This is a genomic window from Pseudomonas sp. BF-R-19 (assembly GCF_019956445.1).
GTDB classification, from domain to species: Bacteria; Pseudomonadota; Gammaproteobacteria; order Pseudomonadales; family Pseudomonadaceae; genus Aquipseudomonas; species Aquipseudomonas fluorescens_BH.
In genome coordinates this window covers 1-16,895 of sequence record NZ_JAHBDN010000081.1, presented here as the reverse complement: position 1 = coordinate 16,895, position 16,895 = coordinate 1, and the positions used below count along the sequence as shown (strand labels likewise).

Genomic DNA, 16,895 nt, shown 5'->3' with positions numbered 1-16,895 from the left:
CGATGTTTGGTAAATTAAGTTGGGAAGCGGTCCCGTTCCACGAGCCGATCGTAATGGTGACCATCGCCATGATCGCGCTCGGCGGTCTGGCACTGTTCGCGGGTATCACTTACTTCAAGAAGTGGACCTACCTGTGGACCGAGTGGCTGACGTCGGTCGACCACAAGAAAATCGGCGTGATGTACATCATCGTCGCCATGGTCATGCTGCTGCGCGGCTTTGCCGACGCCATCATGATGCGTACCCAGCTGGCCATGGCCACCGAGGGTTCGCCTGGCTACCTGCCACCTGAACACTATGACCAGATCTTCACCGCCCACGGTGTGATCATGATCATCTTCATGGCGATGCCATTCTTCACCGGCCTGATGAACCTTGCAGTGCCGCTGCAGATCGGCGCGCGTGACGTTGCCTACCCGTTCCTGAACTCCCTGAGCTTCTGGCTGCTGGTTTCCGGCGTGGTGCTGATCAACCTGTCCCTGGGCGTCGGCGAATTCGCCAAGACCGGCTGGGTTGCCTATCCGCCGCTGTCGGGCCTGCAATACAGCCCTGGCGTGGGGATGGACTACTACATCTGGGCGCTACAGCTATCGGGTCTGGGTACAACGCTGACGGGGGTCAACTTCCTGGCCACCGTGCTGAAGATGCGTACCCCTGGCATGAAACTGATGGACATGCCGATCTTCACCTGGACCTGCACCTGGGCCAACGTCCTGATCGTGGCTTCGTTCCCGATCCTGACCGCTACCCTGGCACTGCTGACGCTTGACCGTTACATGGATTTCCACATTTTCACCAACGAACTTGGTGGCAATCCGATGATGTACGTGAACCTGTTCTGGGCGTGGGGTCACCCTGAGGTGTACATCCTGATCCTGCCAGCGTTCGGTATCTTCTCCGAAGTCATCTCGACCTTCACCGGCAAGAAACTGTTCGGCCACCACTCGATGGTCTACGCATCGGGCGCAATCTCGATCCTGGGCTTCATGGTTTGGCTGCACCACTTCTTCACCATGGGTTCGGGTGCCAGCGTCAACGCCTTCTTCGGTCTGGCGACGATGCTGATTTCCATCCCGACGGGTGTGAAGCTGTTCAACTGGCTGTTCACCATCTACCAGGGCCGTCTGCGTTTCACCAGCCAGGTGCTGTGGACCCTGGGCTTCATGGTGACCTTCGCCATCGGCGGCATGACCGGCGTACTGCTGGCCATCCCGGGTGCTGACTTCGTTCTGCACAACAGCCTGTTCGTGATCGCGCACTTCCATAACGTGATCATCGGCGGTGCGGTATTCGGTTACATCGCAGGTTTCGCGTTCTACTTCCCTAAAGCGTTCGGCTTCAAGCTGCACGAAGGCTGGGGCAAGGCAGCGTTCTGGTTCTGGATCAGCGGTTTCTTCGTCGCGTTCATGCCGCTCTACGCTCTGGGCTTCATGGGCATGACCCGTCGCCTGAACGCCACCACCAACCCTGAGTGGGTGCCGTACCTGTACGTCGCCATGTTCGGTGCGGTGATGATCGCCGTGGGTATCGCTTGCCAGCTGATCCAGCTGTACGTCAGCGTGCGTGACCGCAACAAGCCGGAAAACATGTGCGAACACGGCGACCCGTGGAATGCACACACCCTGGAATGGTCGACCTCGTCGCCACCTCCGTTCTACAACTTCGCCGTGCTGCCGAAAGCCGACTGCATCGACCCGTTCACCGAAGCCAAGGAAAACGGCACCGCGTACAAGGCTCCGGCCAAGTACCAGCCGATCCACATGCCTAACAACACCGCCACCGGTGTGGTCATGGGCGCGCTGTTGACCGTGTTCGGTTTCGCGATGATCTGGCACATCTGGTGGCTGGCAATCGCTAGCCTGGCCGGCACCGTGATCTACTTCGTGATCCACGCGGCCCGTGATGATCAAGGCTATATGGTGCCGGTCGACGTGATCGAGCGCATCGAAGCCGAGCAGCACAAGCGTCTGGTTGCGGCAGGGAAAATCCCGGCCACCGCCACCCGTGTTGAAACCTCGTTGGAACAGGCTTAAACCATGTCGAATTTAGTGACCAATGCTGGACACGCCCATGGTGACCATGGGCACGATGACCACCACCACGACTCGGGCGAGATGACCGTATACGGTTTCTGGCTCTACCTGATGACCGACTGTATTCTGTTTGCGTCGATCTTCGCGGTGTACGCGGTACTGGTTAACAACGTAGCGGGTGGCCCGTCGGGCCACGACATCTTCGAACTGCCATACGTGCTGGGCGAAACCGCTCTGCTGTTGTTCAGTTCGATCACCTACGGCTTCGCCATGCTGGCGTTCTACCGGGGCAACAAGAAGCAGGTCCTGGGGTGGTTGGCCATGACCTTCCTGTTCGGCCTGGGCTTCATCGGCATGGAGATCAACGAGTTCCACATCTTGATCTCCGAAGGCTACGGCCCTAGCCGTTCCGGCTTCCTGTCCGGGTTCTTCACCCTGGTCGGTACCCACGGTCTGCACGTGACCAGCGGTCTGATCTGGATGGCGATCATGATGTATCAGGTCAACAAGCATGGCCTGACCTCGACCAACAAGACCCGTCTGAGCTGCCTGAGCCTGTTCTGGCACTTCCTGGACGTCGTCTGGATCTGCGTATTCACCGTTGTTTATCTGATGGGGACTATGTAAATGGCTAACCCAGCTCATTCCCACCATGGCCACGACGACGCCGGTCACGGCAGCTACAAGTCGTACGCCATCGGCTTCATCCTGTCGGTGATCCTGACCGTCATTCCATTCGGTCTGGTGATGTACCCGACGCTGCCGAAGTCGATCACCCTGTTGATCGTCCTCGCGTTCGCGATCGTCCAGGTGCTGGTGCACCTGGTGTACTTCCTGCACCTGGACCGTTCGGCCGCGCAGCGAAACAACGTGATTGCGTTTGTCTTCGCCGCGATCGTGATCGTCCTGCTGGTTGGCCTGTCGCTGTGGATCATGTTCAGCATCCACACGTTCATGATGGCGAAGTGAGGTAAGTCCGCATGTCCCTCAAGCACTTTATCCAAATCACCAAACCGGGGATCATTTTCGGTAACGTGCTTTCTGTGGCAGGCGGATTTTTCCTGGCCTCCAAAGGGCATGTCGATCTGGCCATCTTCCTGGCCGCCATGATCGGCACGTCCCTGGTGGTTGCCTCCGGTTGCGTGTTCAACAACTGCATCGACCGCGACATCGACATCAAGATGGAACGCACCAAGAACCGCGTGCTGGTCCAGGGTTTGATCTCCCTGAAACTGGCCCTGATCTATGCGACCGTCCTGGGTGTCGCCGGCGTTGCGCTGTTGTACAAGGTGGCCAACCCGTTGGCCGCCTTGTTCGCGGTGATCGGCTTCGTGATCTACGTCGGCTTCTACAGCCTGTACCTCAAGCGCAAGTCGGTTCACGGCACGCTGGTGGGCAGTCTGTCGGGCGCCATGCCGCCAGTGATCGGTTATGTCGCAGTCAGCAACACCTTCGACATGGCCGCGCTGACCCTGCTGGTGATGTTCAGCCTGTGGCAGATGCCGCATTCCTACGCCATCGCGATCTTCCGCTTCAACGATTACCTGGCCGCATCGATTCCGGTGCTGCCAGTGAAGCGCGGCATCCAGGTGGCCAAGAAGCACATCCTGATCTACATCCTGGCGTTCCTCGTGGCGACCTTGATGCTGACCTTCAGCGGCTACGCCGGCATGAGCTACCTCGCCGTCGCCGCGGCCATGGGCATGTACTGGTTGTACATGGCCTGGACCGGCTACAAGGCAGTGGATGACACGGTCTGGGCACGCAAGCTGTTCGTGTTCTCGATCTTCACCATTACTGCGTTGAGCGTGATGATGTCCCTGGACTTCAAAGTGCCGGCCGAGTTGTTGCTGACGTACGCGCCTTAAGCGTCGGATGCTGTAAAGAAAAGCCCCGCCTTCGAGAGAAGAGCGGGGCTTTTTGTTGGGGTAAGTCGCAAGGGCTGCTCGTCAGGAAGATGTTTCGATGGTTGCCTGACTATAGGCAATTTGCTTATAGTTGGCTAATGCGAACCGTATTCTTCGAAACCACATCTTTCACTGCTACCGTTGGTAATTATCTGACGGATGATGAATATCGTGCGTTGCAGTCGCACATGCAGCTGAACCCACAAGCGGGTGATGTCATGCCTCGAACGGGCGGTTTCCGAAAGCTGCGTTGGGCAGATGGACGCCGCGGTAAAGGTAGGCGAGGTGGCTTGCGGGTTATCTATTATTGGCTTATGAATGATGGCCAGTTCTGGATGTTTGCAATTTATGACAAAGATGAGCTTGAGAATTTGACCGCCGACCAAGAGAAGGTGCTCAAGAAAGCCATAGAGACAGAGTTGAAAAAACGAGGTACCCCATGAAAAAACGCGACCTGTTTGCAGAGTTGATGCAGGGCGTTGATGAGATGGCGGCTCAACGCGAAGGCAAGATTACATTGCGCAATACGGTTGTGGAGGACATCCCTGCACCAGAGGTAGGGGCGCAAGAAATCGTTGCGCTACGGGAAAAGCTACACATGTCCCAGGCTGTTTTCGCCAAGCGAATTCGAACCAGTCCCAGCACCCTGAGAAACTGGGAGCAGGAAAAGTCGAAGCCCAATGCTCAGGCCGCCTTGCTGATCAGGTTGGTTGAGAAGTTTCCGGATATGGTTGATCGACTGGCAGTCGTCTGATCACATCGTCGAATATCTGAAAAGCCCCGCGTTTCAAACGAAACGCGGGGCTTTTTCATTCAGGCGCGGTTGTTACAGGGTGCATCGAGCACTTTCACCACGTCATCGATGATTGCTTTGCTCATGTCCTGCAAAAAATGCGAGGCCCAGGCGTGTCGGTCGGAGTCGCGGACCATGGCGGCGTCTGAGGCGAGCAATTTGGCTACGTGGAGCAGGTCGGAAGCGTGGTAGAGGGCTTCGACCACCGGGACGCCGGCGTTGATGCGAAACAGTGGTTCGTTGGCGTGGTAGGAGAAGGGGGTGAGGCCGATGGTTTTGAGGTCTTGGGGATTGGTCATTGGGCTTCACCTCCTGTTGGTTGGTAGGTGGTGAATGACGTTTGAAGCAGACAGACCAATAGCATTCATGAGTAAAGCTCCCGAATCAAGTTGAGAGCTACCACGTTCGTTATCAGGCGAATGGGTGGCAGCTGTGCGCAGGCTGATAAACCGGAGATACGGGATTCCGGCAGACCCGAAGGTCTCCCACGCACAGCCGCCATTGCACGAATGTGCGGGCATAAAAAAACGCCGGCAATCGTGATTGGTGGCGCTTGTGCGCCCGTATCTTACCCGGGTTATCAGGCCCGGTCGCTGAATTGGCAGCGACCGGGCGAAGTTAGCCGGCGAGGATGAGGTCGGCAATCGTAGCGATCTGGTGGCCGGGGATCTCATTGGATACCACAACCCCTGTGGGAGCGGGCTTGCTCGCGAAGGCGGTGTGTCAGGCGACATTGATGCTGGATGTGACGGCCTCATCGCGAGCAGGCTCGCTCCCACATTGGACTAGCGTCATCGCTGATATCGAGCATGACGCTGACCCCTGTGGGAGCGAGCCTGCTCGCGATGGCGGCGTGTCAGGCAATATCAATTTTGAATGTGATGGCCCCTTCGCGGGCAAGCCCGCTCCCACAGGGTCGAGGGCAGCCAGCTATTTTTGGGGTTTATCAAGCAACCGGAAAAACCGCTCCCGCACCTGCAAGCTGTCACTGTGCGCCACATTGAATCGCAGGAACTGACTGGCATCCGGCCCTTTGCTCAGCAAGGTACCCGGCGCCAATACCATATTGTTCTCCAGCCCTTGGCGAGCCAGGTTCTCGGCGTGCAAGCCGTCCGGCAATCTTGCCCAGATAAACACGCCTTCGCCTGGCAATGAAGACAGCGAACACCCAGCCTCCGCCAGCCAACTCGCCACACGACTATTGGACTCATACAACCGATCCACCGTGCGCCGCGCATGTTTGGCATAGCTGCCATCGCTGAGCATGGTGCAGGTGATCTGCTCTGCCAGCTCCGACGTTACCCCGCCGCAAGCCATTTTCAGCGCGACCATGCGTGCCGCCAATTGTGGCGAGAGCACGGTGTAGCTGACGCGGCTGTTGGCGGTCAGGGTCTTGGAGAAACCGGAGATGTAACTCACGTTGTCCAACCCGCTCGCGGCCAGACGCGGGGTGCGGCGTTGCTGGATATCGCAGTACAGATCGTCTTCGACAATGTGGAAGCCATGGCGATGGCTCAGTTCCAGCAAACGGTAAACCTGAGTCGGCGTAAACGAATGCCCGGTAGGGTTATGCAGCGTGCTGTTGGTCATGTACAGCACGGGTTTGTGGGCGATCAGCAGTTGCTCGAAGGCGTCGAGGTCCATGCCGTCGCAATCCCGGGCGATGGTGATGACTTTGGCCCCGTGCAACGCCAGGTTGGCGTGCATGTTGAAGTAGCAGGGGTCGTCGAGCAGCACGGTGTCGCCGGGTTTGACCAGCAGGCGCATCAGCAGGTCGATGGCCTGCATGGTGTTGGCAGTGGTGATGATCTGGTCCACCGGCGCTTCGATGCCGAAGGTCGCCAGTTTGACCCGCAGGGCCTGGCGCAACGGCAAGTAACCGCCGGCTACGCCGTACTCGCCCATGCGCAACGACGTTGCTCGCAGGGTACTGCGCACGGCTTTCTGCAATTCTTCGGCGGGTAGCCACGAGGTCGGCAGAAAGCCGCAGCCTGGGCGCAGCGTGCCGTTGTCCAGCAGCAAGGCGCGACGAATCACGCTGAGGGTGTCCTGGGGTTGCAGGTCCGGGCCGGTGCCACTTTTCAGCGCTGCTTCGGAGCGATGCACGTAATGCCCTGAGCCCTGGCGAGACACCACCAGCCCCTTGGCCCGCATGCGGTCCAGGGCATCGACCACCGTGGATTTACCCACGTTCATCAAGTCGGAGAGTTCGCGAATCGGCGGCAGCTTGGCGCCGTGGGGCAGGCCACCGGTGCTGATCGCCTGGGTCAACTGATCGACGATCTGCTGTACCAGCGGCACGCCGGGCTGGAATTCAATGGCGGCAATGACTGCACGTTGAACCTGCATTTTACTGGTCTCTCCGGCAGTAAAGTTCGTTGGATTCTATACGAACTTGCACTGATCAGGACAAGCCTCTCTCTCTACCATGCCCTTACAGACTTTTCTGAATGTCGGCCTTTGTCGGCGGGCATTCACCAGGCTCCTGAGGTGCTGCATGAGTGTCGAAACAACGGTCGCGGTGGCTAAACCGGTCATTAACCTGCGGTTATTCACGATCCGGATCATCACCGCCGTCTCGCTGTTCGCGGTGCTGGGCAAGGCCAACGTCTGGCTCGACACGGCCACCAACAGCATCCTGGCCTTGGGATATCGCGCCTTGTTGCTGCTGTTGCCCCTGACTTTACTGGTGCTTGGCCGCCGTTCCCTGAGCGTCACGCTGCTGTGTGCCGGCCTTGGCCTGGTGCTGCTGGCGCTGACCAGCAATCAAGGCATGGTGATGTTTGCTGCCGCGCTGTTTGCCTACGGCATTGCCATTGCCGGTTACCTGATCAAGAGCGAAGCGGCCCAGACCATGGAAGGCGCGGCCTACAACCGCGTGGCCATGAACATGGGCAGCCTGGTGGCCGGTTTGATCCTGCTGTCGCCACTGCTCACTCCAACCATGTTTTTCCTCGGCGCGGCGGCGTTCGTGTTGCTGTGCCTGCCGATCGCCCTCGGTGCGACCTTCACCTCCGAACCGCTGGTAGCCCGCCCGGCCACTCAGGTCGGCAGCGACTGGGGCAACAAACTGCCCTGGGTGATCGCCGGGATCATCATGGGCATCAAGCTGTTCGGGGTGTTCTCGATCCTGCCACAGGCGATCCTGCTCAAGACCGGCGAGCTGCCGGCCTGGTACGGCCTGATGCTGATCCTCAACAGCGCCGTGGTGGTCTTCGCCCAGGTGCCGGTGATGAAGTTGATCGAGCGCACCGGGCGTTTCAAGGTCGTGGCGGTGATCGGGATCATCGTCGGCGGTTTTGCGGTGCTGTCTTCGCCCGCCGCGTTCCACGTCGAAACCCTCGCCGGGGCGCTGGTCTGGGTGGCGCTGCTGTCCATCGCCGAATGCGCCTTCAGCTACCTCGATTACTTCTCGGTCAAGCAGAACAACATGTTCGTCAAGGAAGTGTCCCTGGGGGTGGGAGCCGGGCTGACTGTGTTGATCATGCGGGTGGTACCGGCGCCGTACAACGCGCTGGTGCTGGCCGCCATCGGTGCCGCAGGGATCCTGGCCTGGTATTGGCTCAACCGTAAATCCAATGCGTCGTTGCATGACTGAGTCATCGCCGTTGCGGATTTCACCTTGCAGGTCGGGGGCATTATGAATACGACTTCATGCGTAGTAGTGGTCGGTTACAACGGTAATCGGGTGCACGACATCCAGAAACTGCGCGAGCTGTGCAAGTCGCTCTACAACGCCAGGCTCATCCTGCTGGTCGAGAAGATTCAGCCCGATGACGACCAGGTGGCCGATCACGTCTGCAGCACTTCACTGGCCGAAGAAGATGTGGCGGCGTCCCTTGAACTGGTGGTGGGGTGCCTGAATGCCGACAGCTGGAAGCTGATCGGCGTACTGCCGTTCTCCGATCGCGGCGTGCTGCTCGGTGCGGCGCTGGCCAGTCATTTCGACCTGCCAGGCATTACCCCAGGCGAAGCGCGGGCGGGTCTGGACAAGCAGATCTTCCGCCAACTCGAAGCGGCGGCCAGCACCGCCCCCGAAGAATACCGGCCGGTGTTTTCCGCGCGGGTCGCAAGCCTGTCGGAACTGCGCCAGCGCGTCGTCGAGCTGGGCGGAAAAGCCTTCATCAAGCCGGCCTGCGAAGGCGCAAGCCGGGGCTGTCGTGTCATCCATCATCCTTCGGAATGCGAGGATGCCTGGCTCGCCCTGAAGCCTTACCGCGAAGGCGGCATCGTTCTTGAAGAACTGGTGCAGGACGCCCGCGAATACAGTTGGGACTGCGTGGCCGGCAGCACCTGGGTGACTGAAAAAACCACCACCGAAGGCGCCTACCGCGCAGAGATCCAGCAAGTCGTGCCCGCACCGCTTGCGGCTGAGGTACAGGCGCGTTTGATGGCAGCCGGTCGGCATATGGCGGGCCTGGTGTCCCGGGACAATGGGGCCTGGCACAACGAAGTGTTCTTGCGCCGCGACAACCTGACCTCGGCCGTGGAAACCAACATGCGCCCCGGCGGCATGCACATCTGGGACCTGGCCAAACGCGCCTTCGTCAATTTCGATCCGTGGGAACGCTGGGTGCGCTGGGCGGTGGAAGGCCAGACTGAACAGCACGAGCCAGTGGCCCGCGGCTACTGCGGTATTCGCCTGCTCAGGGCGTCGGCCGGCGGCATCCTGCGCGCGATGCCTGACATCGAGGCCCTGGCCCGCGCCCTGCGTATCGACCTGGTGGAGGGCCAGTACGCCAAGCGTATCGGCGACTCCGTCAGCGCGTTAGTGAAAGACAACTTCTCATTCATCGGCCACATCGTGTTGTTCAACGAACACTACGGGCAACTGAGCAACGACCTGTTGCGTCTGGCCGAGGTGATTGAGTCACGCATTGAGGTGACTTGCCTGGCACCGGCTACCCGCGCCGTGTGTTGAGCCTGCAAGCACCCGTTTTTTGCATTACTGACTAAGAGGGTTCGATCAATGATCCAGCACATGACCTGCGATGAACGCTTCATCGCCCTGGCCAAAGAGTTTGGTTATGACATCTACGGCGAAAACACCGCAGGCGGGCATTACGCACCGCTGATCCGCCATCACGATGAGTTGTACATCAGCGGTCTGGTGCCGCGCATGAACGGCAAGATCCATTACCCCGGCCGCGTCGGGCTGGACCTCAGCTTGGCCGATGCGCAAGCGGCCGCCAGCATCAGCGCGATGCGCGGGCTGGCGTTGATCGTCGATGCCATTGGTTCGCTGGACAAGATCAAGTCATTGATCCGGGTAACGGTCTATGTGAAGTCCACGGCGGATTTTGTCGATTTGAGCGAAGTGGCCAACGGCGCCTCGGATGTGTTCAGCCATGTGCTGGGCGATGCCGGTAAACATACCCGCACCACGGTGGGTGTTTATCAGTTACCCAAGAATGCCGCGATAGAAGTGGACATGATTGCCGCCTTGCGTCCGTCGGTTTTGTAAGTTGTTTCCCGGGTTTACAGCGCTGAACCCTTAACTTAAGGTTTAGCGCTAAAGTATGGGAAACAAAAAGAAAGGACGTACGAATGGATAACTTTCAAGGTGCGTTTTTTTCATATAAGGACTTTCGTCAGAGCCTGCACCATCGAACGCCAAGTCCCAAGGTATGGAAAGGCACTGAACTGACGGGTATGCGTCAGACCCTTGAAGCCAGCGACGTTGATATTGTCGCGTTGGCTCACGACAAGAGCATTGAAGGCTGTGAAGTGACGCCTGGCATGGCGATCGCCATGCAATGGCTGAACCCCGGTGTGACGCTCAACGGCCATGCCCATTCCTGGTGGCATCTGTTTGTCATCCAGTGCGGCAGCGGCGTGTTGACCCTCGGCGATGCCGACGGGGTCAACGTCAGCAGCGGCGACGTGTTGCTGGTGCCGGCCTGGACCAGGCACGGCTTCGTCAACACCAGCAGACACGAGCCTCTGGCGATGCTGAACATGAGCAACATGCCGCAAATGGCACTGCTTTCAAACTTCGCCGACAGCCATGGCCTGATCACCACCCAGCCGTAATTTCCCACCGCATAAACCTAGGGAGCCCACCTTCGTCGGCTCCCTTTTTTGTTTTTCAGACCTGCCCCGGTATCGCCTTTTGCAGCGTTATTGCTGGGGTTTCGGCTGCGTTCCTGTCGCTGGAAAATAACTTTCTGTATCGATTGAAACGGACAAATTCTGTATCTATTCAGCCTTAATCCAACTAACTACGATCACTTCCAATGCTCGTTGATCCCTGCAGTCAGTGAATGGAGTGTTCTATGGAAAACAGGAAGCTAAAACTGTATGTCGGTGCCGATCATGTCAGCGCTTTTGCGATGTCGGCTTTTGTGGCACTCAAGGAAAAGCAACTTTCATTTGAACTTGTTACCGTCGATCTAAAGGCGCGCGAAAACTATCTGGCGAGTTATCGCGATCTTTCACTGACCTGCAAGATTCCAACGTTAGTTCACGACGATTTTGCCTTGTCGGAATCATCGGCGATTGCCGAATACCTCGATGAGCTCTCCCCGGGGCATAAAAAACTCTACCCGCAAGACCTCCGCCAGCGCGCCCGTGCCCGTCAATTGCAGGCCTGGTTGCGCAGTGACTTGCTGGTGGTGCGCAAGGAGCGCCCGTTTGACCTGGTGTACTTCGGCAAGAAAAACACCGCGCTGTCCGATGAGGCACAAGCTGCCGTCGAGCGCCTGTTCTTCGTCGCCGGGCATTTGCTGGAGGAGGGCGCCGAGCATCTGTTCGGCGACTGGAGCATTGCCGACACCGACCTGGCAATCATGCTCAACCGACTGGTTGCCAACGGCGATCCGGTGCCGATACGGCTCGCTGCGTATGTGCGTCGCCAGTGGGATCGCGACAGCGTCCGGGCGTGGATGGACATAGAACGCAAAGCGCCGGCCATCGCATAACAACACTCAGGGCAATCACCAGGAGCGCGGCCATGCAAGGACTGTCGGAGCACGAACGCTACAAACCCTATAACTCACGCACCATCCGCGATTCACCGTACTGGCACAAGCTGACGCCGGTATTGCAGGAGGCCATGACCGTGGTGGCGCGGGTCATGCCGTTTCGCACCAACGAATACGTGCTGGGCACGCTGATCGACTGGAACAACATTCCGGACGATCCGGTTTTCCGCATGACCTTCCCCCACAAGGACATGTTGCTGGCGGAGGAATATGCCTCGCTCAAACAATTGATCGAGCTGGATGACAGCGCGGCGATCAAGCGTCGGATCGAGGCGATCTGGCGCCGCATGAACCCGCATCCGGCCGGGCAGTTGACCCACAACGGAGTCACCCTCAACGGCAAAGTCCTGCCGGGCATCCAGCACAAGTACCGCGAAACCGTGCTGTTTTTCCCCGGCGCCGGCCAGACCTGTCACGCGTACTGCACCTTCTGTTTCCGCTGGGCGCAGTTCATCGGCGAGGAAGAACTCAAGTTCAATGCCCGCGAGTCCCAGGAGCTGGTCAGTTACTTGAGGGTGCACAGCGAAGTGACCGACGTGCTGATTACCGGAGGCGACCCGATGATCATGAACACCCGCTCGCTGGCCGGTTACATCGAGCCGCTGCTGGCATTGCCACACCTGAAGAACATCCGCATCGGCACCAAGTCCGTGGCGTACTGGCCGCAGCGTTTTGTCAGCGACAAGGATGCGCCCGAGCTGCTGGAGCTGTTCCGGCGCATCGTTGCGGCGGGGAAAAACCTGTCGATCATGGGCCACTACAACCACCCGGTGGAGATCCGCCAGGCCATCGCCCGCCAGGCCATCGAGCGTATTCGCTCGACGGGCGCGACGGTACGCATGCAGGCGCCGCTGATCCGCCACATCAACGAAAACCCCGCGGATTGGGCCGCGCTGTGGACCGAAGGGGTGCGGCTCGGGGCCGTGCCTTATTACATGTTCGTCGAGCGCGATACCGGTCCCAGCCACTACTTCGCGATGCCGCTGGCCAGGGCCTTCGAGATCTTCCAGGCGGCGTACCGCACGGTGTCGGGGCTGGCGCGCACGGTGCGCGGGCCGTCCATGAGCACTTTCTACGGCAAGGTGTTGATCAACGGCATCGAGACTGTCGCCGGGGAAAAGGTCTTCGTCTTGCAGTTCCTCCAGGCACGCAATCCGCAATGGGTGTTGCGCACGTTCTATGCGCGCTTCGATCCACAAGTGACCTGGTTCGACGACTTGCTACCGGCCTTTGGCGAGCGTGCGTTCTTCTTTCAGACCGAGCTCACCGCCGTGCCGGAATTGATACCCGTGTTGCTGGAAACGGCGTAGGAAATTTCATGAACAATGGGGAGATATGGATATGAGCAGTATCCCGTTTGATCAGCGCGAGGGCGTTATCTGGCTCGACGGCGAGTTCGTCGAGTGGTCCCGGGCGCAGTTGCATGTGCTGACCCATGGCCTGCATTACGCGAGCACCGTGTATGAAGGCGAGCGGGTCTACAACGGCAAGATCTTCAAGTTGCGCGAACACGGCGAGCGCTTGTATCGCTCGGCGCAACTGATGGACTTTGCCATCCCCTTTGAGCTGGCTGAACTGGAGGCGGCCAGCCACGAACTGCTGCAACGCAACCAGGTCGTCGACGGCTACCTGCGCCCGGTGGCCTGGCGCGGCAGCGAGATGATTTCCACCTCGGCGCGTTTCAACCGTGTGCACGTGGCCATCGCGTGCTGGCAGTGGCCGAGCTATTTCGACCCGGCCGCGCGCATGGCCGGCATCCGCTTGAAAACCGCGACCTGGCGTCGTCCGCCACCGAGCAGCAGCCCGTTCGAAGCCAAGGCATCCGGGCATTACCAGATCGCCACGCTGAGCAAGCACGACGCCGAGAACACGGGTTACCACGATGCGCTGATGCTCGACTGGCGCGGCCACGTGGCCGAAGCCACCAGCGCCAATGTGTTCTTCGTCAAAGGCAGGACGTTGCACACCCCGGCACCGGATTGTTTCCTCAATGGCATCACCCGCCAGACCGTGATCGAACTGGCCAAGGCGCTGGACTACCAGGTGGTCGAACGCACGATTTTGCCTACAGAGCTTGGCGACTTCGATGAGTGTTTTCTCACCGGTACCGCCGCCGAAATCACCCCGGTGCAGTGCATCGATGAGCAGCACTATCGACCGGGTGACGCCTGCCGCGACTTCATCGCCGCGTACACCTCAACCGTCAACGCCGGATAACCCGCCAGGAATCTCACCATGTCAGACCAAGGGATTGTTGCGTCTCAACCTCGCATTTCGCTCGGCCATCGTCACGAAGAGCTGTCGACGTTGGGCTGGACAGTGCTGACCCCGGACGAATTTGCCGATGATGTCGTAGGCACCTTGCGTGAGTTCGGCCCGATCATTCCGCAATTCAACGGCCAGATGGCCTTTCCCATTACCCGCAAGCCGGGTTACGAAGACTTGCCGTATTCCCAGAGCATGAACGGCATCGGCCCGCACACCGAAGCACCGGTGTACGGCCCGCCGCCACGTTATCTGGCGTTGCATTGCCATAAACAGGCCACGTGCGGTGGCGGGCACACCGGTTTGGTGGACGGTTACGAATTTCTCAAGTCCCTGGAGCGCAGTGAACCAGAACTGCGTGAGTGGCTGGATGACACGCCGGTAGAATTTGTCGCCACCGCCAAACCGGGGGAGCCGGGACAGCGGCAGGTCAAGGAGTACATCCTCACGCCTACAGAAGACGGGGATATTTTCCGCTTCAGCTACAACCAGTTTCACTACGGCGACGTGAACCCGTCGAAGGAAGCGTTGCAGCAGTCACTGGTGAACAACAGCACTTCGCCACTGGCCAGGTTTGCCGTGCTCGGCGAAGCGTACTTCGTCGAGCACAACGTTCCGGTGCTGATTCCCGACGGATGCCTGCTGATTTGGGATAACTGGCGAATGATCCACGCCCGCAGTCGTTACACTGACCCGGCGCGCAACCTGACCCGCTATTGGCTGGCCTGATTTTTCCGGCGCCCTTCATTCTTTTTGGCGTACCCCTTGGCGGGTACGCGCCTTACAGGTATCGCGTCATGCAAACAGTAATCGAGATCGCCCAGGTCGATCATCAACTGATCGTGCGGCTCAACCAGGCCTGGACCAAGCGCGCCACGGTGTGTTCGCCGGACAGGGCCCAGGTCAATGAAGAATTCGACCCGGCGCGCCCGGATTACCCGGAGTGCATGGTGCCGTTCTTCCATCATCCGAAATTCCAGGCCTTGAGCGACGAGCTCAAGAGCAGCGTGGTGACCTGGGGCTGGATCGGCTACAACCTGCGCACCGTCACCGCCGAGGAACATGTGGTCAATCCGGCGCTGAGCGTCATCGCCAATCAGTACCTGGGCAAGGATGACTGGCATTTTCGCGAGGCCATGCAACAGACCCTGATCGACGAGCACTACCACACGCTGATGCACCTGCGCGCCATCGAACGGACCAAACTCGACCGAATGCTGGATCAGGATCTGGACTTGCCACCCTCCGTCACGTACCTGCGCCTGAAAGCCCAGCGTGAAGCACTGCCCGAGCAATGGCAGCGGGATCTGGCGGCGATCACTTTTGCGGTGGTGGCCGAGATCAGCGTCAACGCCTATCTGGACTTGCTGGCGGACGACCAGACCATCCAGCCGCAAAACCGCCGGGTGGCCGAGCTGCACAACCGTGACGAGTACGCCCACAGCAAGGTGCTGGCCGAAGTGTCCAAGGTCATGTACGCGAACATGCAGCCGGCCCAGCGGGAATTTTTCGCACGCAACCTGTCGGTGGCGCTGAGTGCTTTTATCGCTCAGGACTACTCGATGTGGGAGGCGATACTGACGCAACTCGGGGTCGAGGATGCGGCGCTGATCATTGCCGACACCCGCGAGAGCAACAAGAACGCGACCATCATGCGCGACTACAGTGGCCTGCATAAGCTGGCTCAGGACCTGGGCATCAGCGACCAGATCGATTTCGATTTCCGCCCGGCCCTCAAAACCACGGCGGTCGCCTGAACCCGGAGGTGTCCATGTCTGCTCCTGTGTACGAAGTGTTCGCTATTCGTGTCGGCGCAAACGCCCAGCGCACCGCCAGGGAGAACTTTCTCTACGACGCTTGCTGCGGTGATCCGAATGCGCCGATGCCGCTGGACTACTACTTCTGGGTCATCCGCAACGAGCAGCAGGTGATCGTGGTCGACACCTGTTTCCAACCGGCCACGGCGGACCGGCGCAATCGCCAGATGTACCGCCTGCCGGAAGAATCCCTGCGGCAACTGGACATCGATCCGGCCCGGGTCGAGCACCTGGTCTTGACCCATTTGCACTGGGATCATGCCGGCAACCTCGGGCTGTTCCCGAAGGCGACCGTGCATTTGCAGGAAGCGGAACTGCGTTTCTGCACCGGGCCGAAAATGGCCCATCGCACGGTGAACAAAACCTACGAGGTCGAGGACGTGATGTCGGCGCTGCCGCCGCTGTTCGAAGGGCGGATGCGCTTGCACAACGGTGTTGTCGAGGTCGTTCCCGGCGTGACCCTGCACCCGGTGGGCGGGCATACGCCGGGCAGCCAGGTGGTGCGGGTCAATACTGGACGCGGCTGGATTGTGCTGGCCTCGGATGCCGCGCATTTGTGGGTCAACATTCGTCAGCGCAGTCCGTTTCCGATTCTCGATGACCTGGCGCAAACCCTCGAAGCCTTCACCGAGATCGACCGCCTGGCCGACAGCGAAGACCACGTCATCCCCGGCCACGACCCGCTGATCGCCGAGCGCTTCCCGCACTGGAATGACGACCCGCATATCATTTGCCTGCACCAGAATCCGCTCTGAAGTTCACCTTCAACCCTGTGGGAGCGAGCCTGCTCGCGAAGACGGCAGCACATTCAACATTGATGTGTCTGATACACCGCTATCGCGAGCAGGCTCGCTCCCACAGTTGATTGCTGTCGTTCACCGATGGCGTGTTCACCGAAAATCCCCTGTGGGAGCGGGCTTGCTCGCGATGACGGCAGCACATTCAGCATTGATGTGTCTGACACACCGCGATCGCGAGCAGGCTCGCTCCCACAGTTGATTGCTGTCGTTCACTGATGTTGTGTTCACCGAAAATCCCTTGTGGGAGCGAGCCTGCTCGCGATGACGGCAGCACATTCAGCATTGATGTGCCTGACA

General features: G+C 59.3%; 18 protein-coding genes. 16 read left to right on the top strand and 2 right to left on the bottom strand.

Annotation, left to right across the window (positions count from 1 at the left end; genetic code table 11):
- The first annotated feature begins 2 nt into the window (after nt 1-2).
- The 6 genes from cyoB (at nt 3) to KGB28_RS23055 (ending at nt 4,694) form a co-directional block, all read left to right on the top strand.
- Nucleotides 3-2,033 (top strand): cytochrome o ubiquinol oxidase subunit I, encoded by a 2,031-nt coding sequence (gene cyoB / locus KGB28_RS23080; RefSeq protein WP_223448040.1) that lies wholly within the window; start codon nt 3-5, stop codon nt 2,031-2,033.
- Between the two features lie 3 nt (nt 2,034-2,036).
- Nucleotides 2,037-2,660: a cytochrome o ubiquinol oxidase subunit III gene (locus KGB28_RS23075; protein ID WP_150727363.1), complete on the top strand. Its 624-nt coding sequence runs from the start codon at nt 2,037-2,039 to the stop codon at nt 2,658-2,660.
- A complete protein-coding gene (gene cyoD, locus KGB28_RS23070; RefSeq protein WP_030128696.1) occupies nt 2,661-3,002 on the top strand; it encodes a cytochrome o ubiquinol oxidase subunit IV in 342 nt (113 codons plus the stop codon).
- Nucleotides 3,003-3,013: 11 nt separating this feature from the next.
- Nucleotides 3,014-3,901 (top strand): heme o synthase, encoded by an 888-nt coding sequence (cyoE, locus tag KGB28_RS23065; RefSeq protein WP_150754930.1) that lies wholly within the window; start codon nt 3,014-3,016, stop codon nt 3,899-3,901.
- A gap of 137 nt (nt 3,902-4,038) precedes the next feature.
- The gene (locus tag KGB28_RS23060; RefSeq protein ID WP_033047368.1) at nt 4,039-4,383 is read left to right on the top strand and encodes a hypothetical protein; all 345 of its coding nucleotides are present in this window, start codon (nt 4,039-4,041) and stop codon (nt 4,381-4,383) included.
- A complete protein-coding gene (locus KGB28_RS23055) occupies nt 4,380-4,694 on the top strand; it encodes a helix-turn-helix domain-containing protein (protein ID WP_007970375.1) in 315 nt (104 codons plus the stop codon). The genes KGB28_RS23060 and KGB28_RS23055 overlap by 4 nt, the downstream gene beginning before the upstream one ends.
- A gap of 59 nt (nt 4,695-4,753) precedes the next feature.
- Here KGB28_RS23055 and KGB28_RS23050 read toward each other — a convergent pair whose 3' ends face one another.
- Nucleotides 4,754-5,032 (bottom strand): DUF3077 domain-containing protein, encoded by a 279-nt coding sequence (locus tag KGB28_RS23050; protein WP_223448039.1) that lies wholly within the window; start codon nt 5,030-5,032, stop codon nt 4,754-4,756.
- A 631-nt stretch (nt 5,033-5,663) separates the two neighbouring features.
- Nucleotides 5,664-7,082 carry a PLP-dependent aminotransferase family protein gene (locus tag KGB28_RS23045; protein WP_223448038.1) on the bottom strand — a complete coding sequence of 473 codons (1,419 nt, stop codon included), beginning with the start codon at nt 7,080-7,082 and terminating at the stop codon, nt 5,664-5,666.
- 148 nt (nt 7,083-7,230) lie between these two features.
- On the opposite strand from KGB28_RS23045, the gene KGB28_RS23040 reads away from it, so the two are divergent.
- The 10 genes from KGB28_RS23040 (at nt 7,231) to KGB28_RS22995 (ending at nt 16,553) form a co-directional block, all read left to right on the top strand.
- A complete protein-coding gene (locus tag KGB28_RS23040; RefSeq protein ID WP_223448037.1) occupies nt 7,231-8,331 on the top strand; it encodes a hypothetical protein in 1,101 nt (366 codons plus the stop codon).
- A 42-nt stretch (nt 8,332-8,373) separates the two neighbouring features.
- The gene (locus KGB28_RS23035; RefSeq protein ID WP_223448036.1) at nt 8,374-9,654 is read left to right on the top strand and encodes an acetyl-CoA carboxylase biotin carboxylase subunit family protein; all 1,281 of its coding nucleotides are present in this window, start codon (nt 8,374-8,376) and stop codon (nt 9,652-9,654) included.
- A gap of 48 nt (nt 9,655-9,702) precedes the next feature.
- On the top strand, nt 9,703-10,197 hold the full coding sequence (locus KGB28_RS23030; RefSeq protein ID WP_150727357.1) for a RidA family protein: 495 nt from the start codon (nt 9,703-9,705) through the stop codon (nt 10,195-10,197).
- An 83-nt stretch (nt 10,198-10,280) separates the two neighbouring features.
- Nucleotides 10,281-10,766, top strand: a complete 486-nt coding sequence (locus KGB28_RS23025; RefSeq protein ID WP_223448035.1) for a cupin domain-containing protein — start codon at nt 10,281-10,283, stop codon at nt 10,764-10,766.
- A 242-nt stretch (nt 10,767-11,008) separates the two neighbouring features.
- Entirely contained in the window at nt 11,009-11,653 is a 645-nt protein-coding gene (yfcF, locus tag KGB28_RS23020) for a glutathione transferase (RefSeq protein WP_223448034.1), read from the top strand.
- A 32-nt stretch (nt 11,654-11,685) separates the two neighbouring features.
- On the top strand, nt 11,686-13,026 hold the full coding sequence (locus KGB28_RS23015) for a KamA family radical SAM protein (protein ID WP_223448033.1): 1,341 nt from the start codon (nt 11,686-11,688) through the stop codon (nt 13,024-13,026).
- Nucleotides 13,027-13,057: 31 nt separating this feature from the next.
- On the top strand, nt 13,058-13,933 hold the full coding sequence (locus KGB28_RS23010) for a branched-chain amino acid aminotransferase (RefSeq protein WP_223448032.1): 876 nt from the start codon (nt 13,058-13,060) through the stop codon (nt 13,931-13,933).
- Between the two features lie 18 nt (nt 13,934-13,951).
- Nucleotides 13,952-14,710: a TauD/TfdA family dioxygenase gene (locus KGB28_RS23005; protein WP_223448031.1), complete on the top strand. Its 759-nt coding sequence runs from the start codon at nt 13,952-13,954 to the stop codon at nt 14,708-14,710.
- Nucleotides 14,711-14,778: 68 nt separating this feature from the next.
- A complete protein-coding gene (locus KGB28_RS23000) occupies nt 14,779-15,738 on the top strand; it encodes a diiron oxygenase (protein ID WP_223448030.1) in 960 nt (319 codons plus the stop codon).
- 14 nt (nt 15,739-15,752) lie between these two features.
- Nucleotides 15,753-16,553, top strand: a complete 801-nt coding sequence (locus KGB28_RS22995) for an N-acyl homoserine lactonase family protein (RefSeq protein ID WP_223448029.1) — start codon at nt 15,753-15,755, stop codon at nt 16,551-16,553.
- The last annotated feature ends 342 nt before the right edge of the window (nt 16,554-16,895 follow it).

Excerpts from the sequence above, each read along its gene's own strand:
- KGB28_RS23025 (WP_223448035.1), top strand. The coding sequence starts at position 10,281 with ATGGATAACTTTCAAGGTGCGTTTTTTTCATATAAGGACTTTCGTCAG.
- cyoD (WP_030128696.1), top strand. The coding sequence starts at position 2,661 with ATGGCTAACCCAGCTCATTCCCACCATGGCCACGACGACGCCGGTCAC.
- KGB28_RS22995 (WP_223448029.1), top strand. The coding sequence starts at position 15,753 with ATGTCTGCTCCTGTGTACGAAGTGTTCGCTATTCGTGTCGGCGCAAAC.
- KGB28_RS23010 (WP_223448032.1), top strand. The coding sequence starts at position 13,058 with ATGAGCAGTATCCCGTTTGATCAGCGCGAGGGCGTTATCTGGCTCGAC.
- KGB28_RS23060 (WP_033047368.1), top strand. The coding sequence starts at position 4,039 with ATGCGAACCGTATTCTTCGAAACCACATCTTTCACTGCTACCGTTGGT.
- KGB28_RS23040 (WP_223448037.1), top strand. The coding sequence starts at position 7,231 with ATGAGTGTCGAAACAACGGTCGCGGTGGCTAAACCGGTCATTAACCTG.
- yfcF (WP_223448034.1), top strand. The coding sequence starts at position 11,009 with ATGGAAAACAGGAAGCTAAAACTGTATGTCGGTGCCGATCATGTCAGC.
- KGB28_RS23075 (WP_150727363.1), top strand. The coding sequence starts at position 2,037 with ATGTCGAATTTAGTGACCAATGCTGGACACGCCCATGGTGACCATGGG.
- KGB28_RS23015 (WP_223448033.1), top strand. The coding sequence starts at position 11,686 with ATGCAAGGACTGTCGGAGCACGAACGCTACAAACCCTATAACTCACGC.
- KGB28_RS23035 (WP_223448036.1), top strand. The coding sequence starts at position 8,374 with ATGAATACGACTTCATGCGTAGTAGTGGTCGGTTACAACGGTAATCGG.
- KGB28_RS23050 (WP_223448039.1), bottom strand. The coding sequence starts at position 5,032 with ATGACCAATCCCCAAGACCTCAAAACCATCGGCCTCACCCCCTTCTCC.
- KGB28_RS23055 (WP_007970375.1), top strand. The coding sequence starts at position 4,380 with ATGAAAAAACGCGACCTGTTTGCAGAGTTGATGCAGGGCGTTGATGAG.
- cyoE (WP_150754930.1), top strand. The coding sequence starts at position 3,014 with ATGTCCCTCAAGCACTTTATCCAAATCACCAAACCGGGGATCATTTTC.
- KGB28_RS23000 (WP_223448030.1), top strand. The coding sequence starts at position 14,779 with ATGCAAACAGTAATCGAGATCGCCCAGGTCGATCATCAACTGATCGTG.
- KGB28_RS23030 (WP_150727357.1), top strand. The coding sequence starts at position 9,703 with ATGATCCAGCACATGACCTGCGATGAACGCTTCATCGCCCTGGCCAAA.
- cyoB (WP_223448040.1), top strand. The coding sequence starts at position 3 with ATGTTTGGTAAATTAAGTTGGGAAGCGGTCCCGTTCCACGAGCCGATC.
- KGB28_RS23045 (WP_223448038.1), bottom strand. The coding sequence starts at position 7,082 with ATGCAGGTTCAACGTGCAGTCATTGCCGCCATTGAATTCCAGCCCGGC.
- KGB28_RS23005 (WP_223448031.1), top strand. The coding sequence starts at position 13,952 with ATGTCAGACCAAGGGATTGTTGCGTCTCAACCTCGCATTTCGCTCGGC.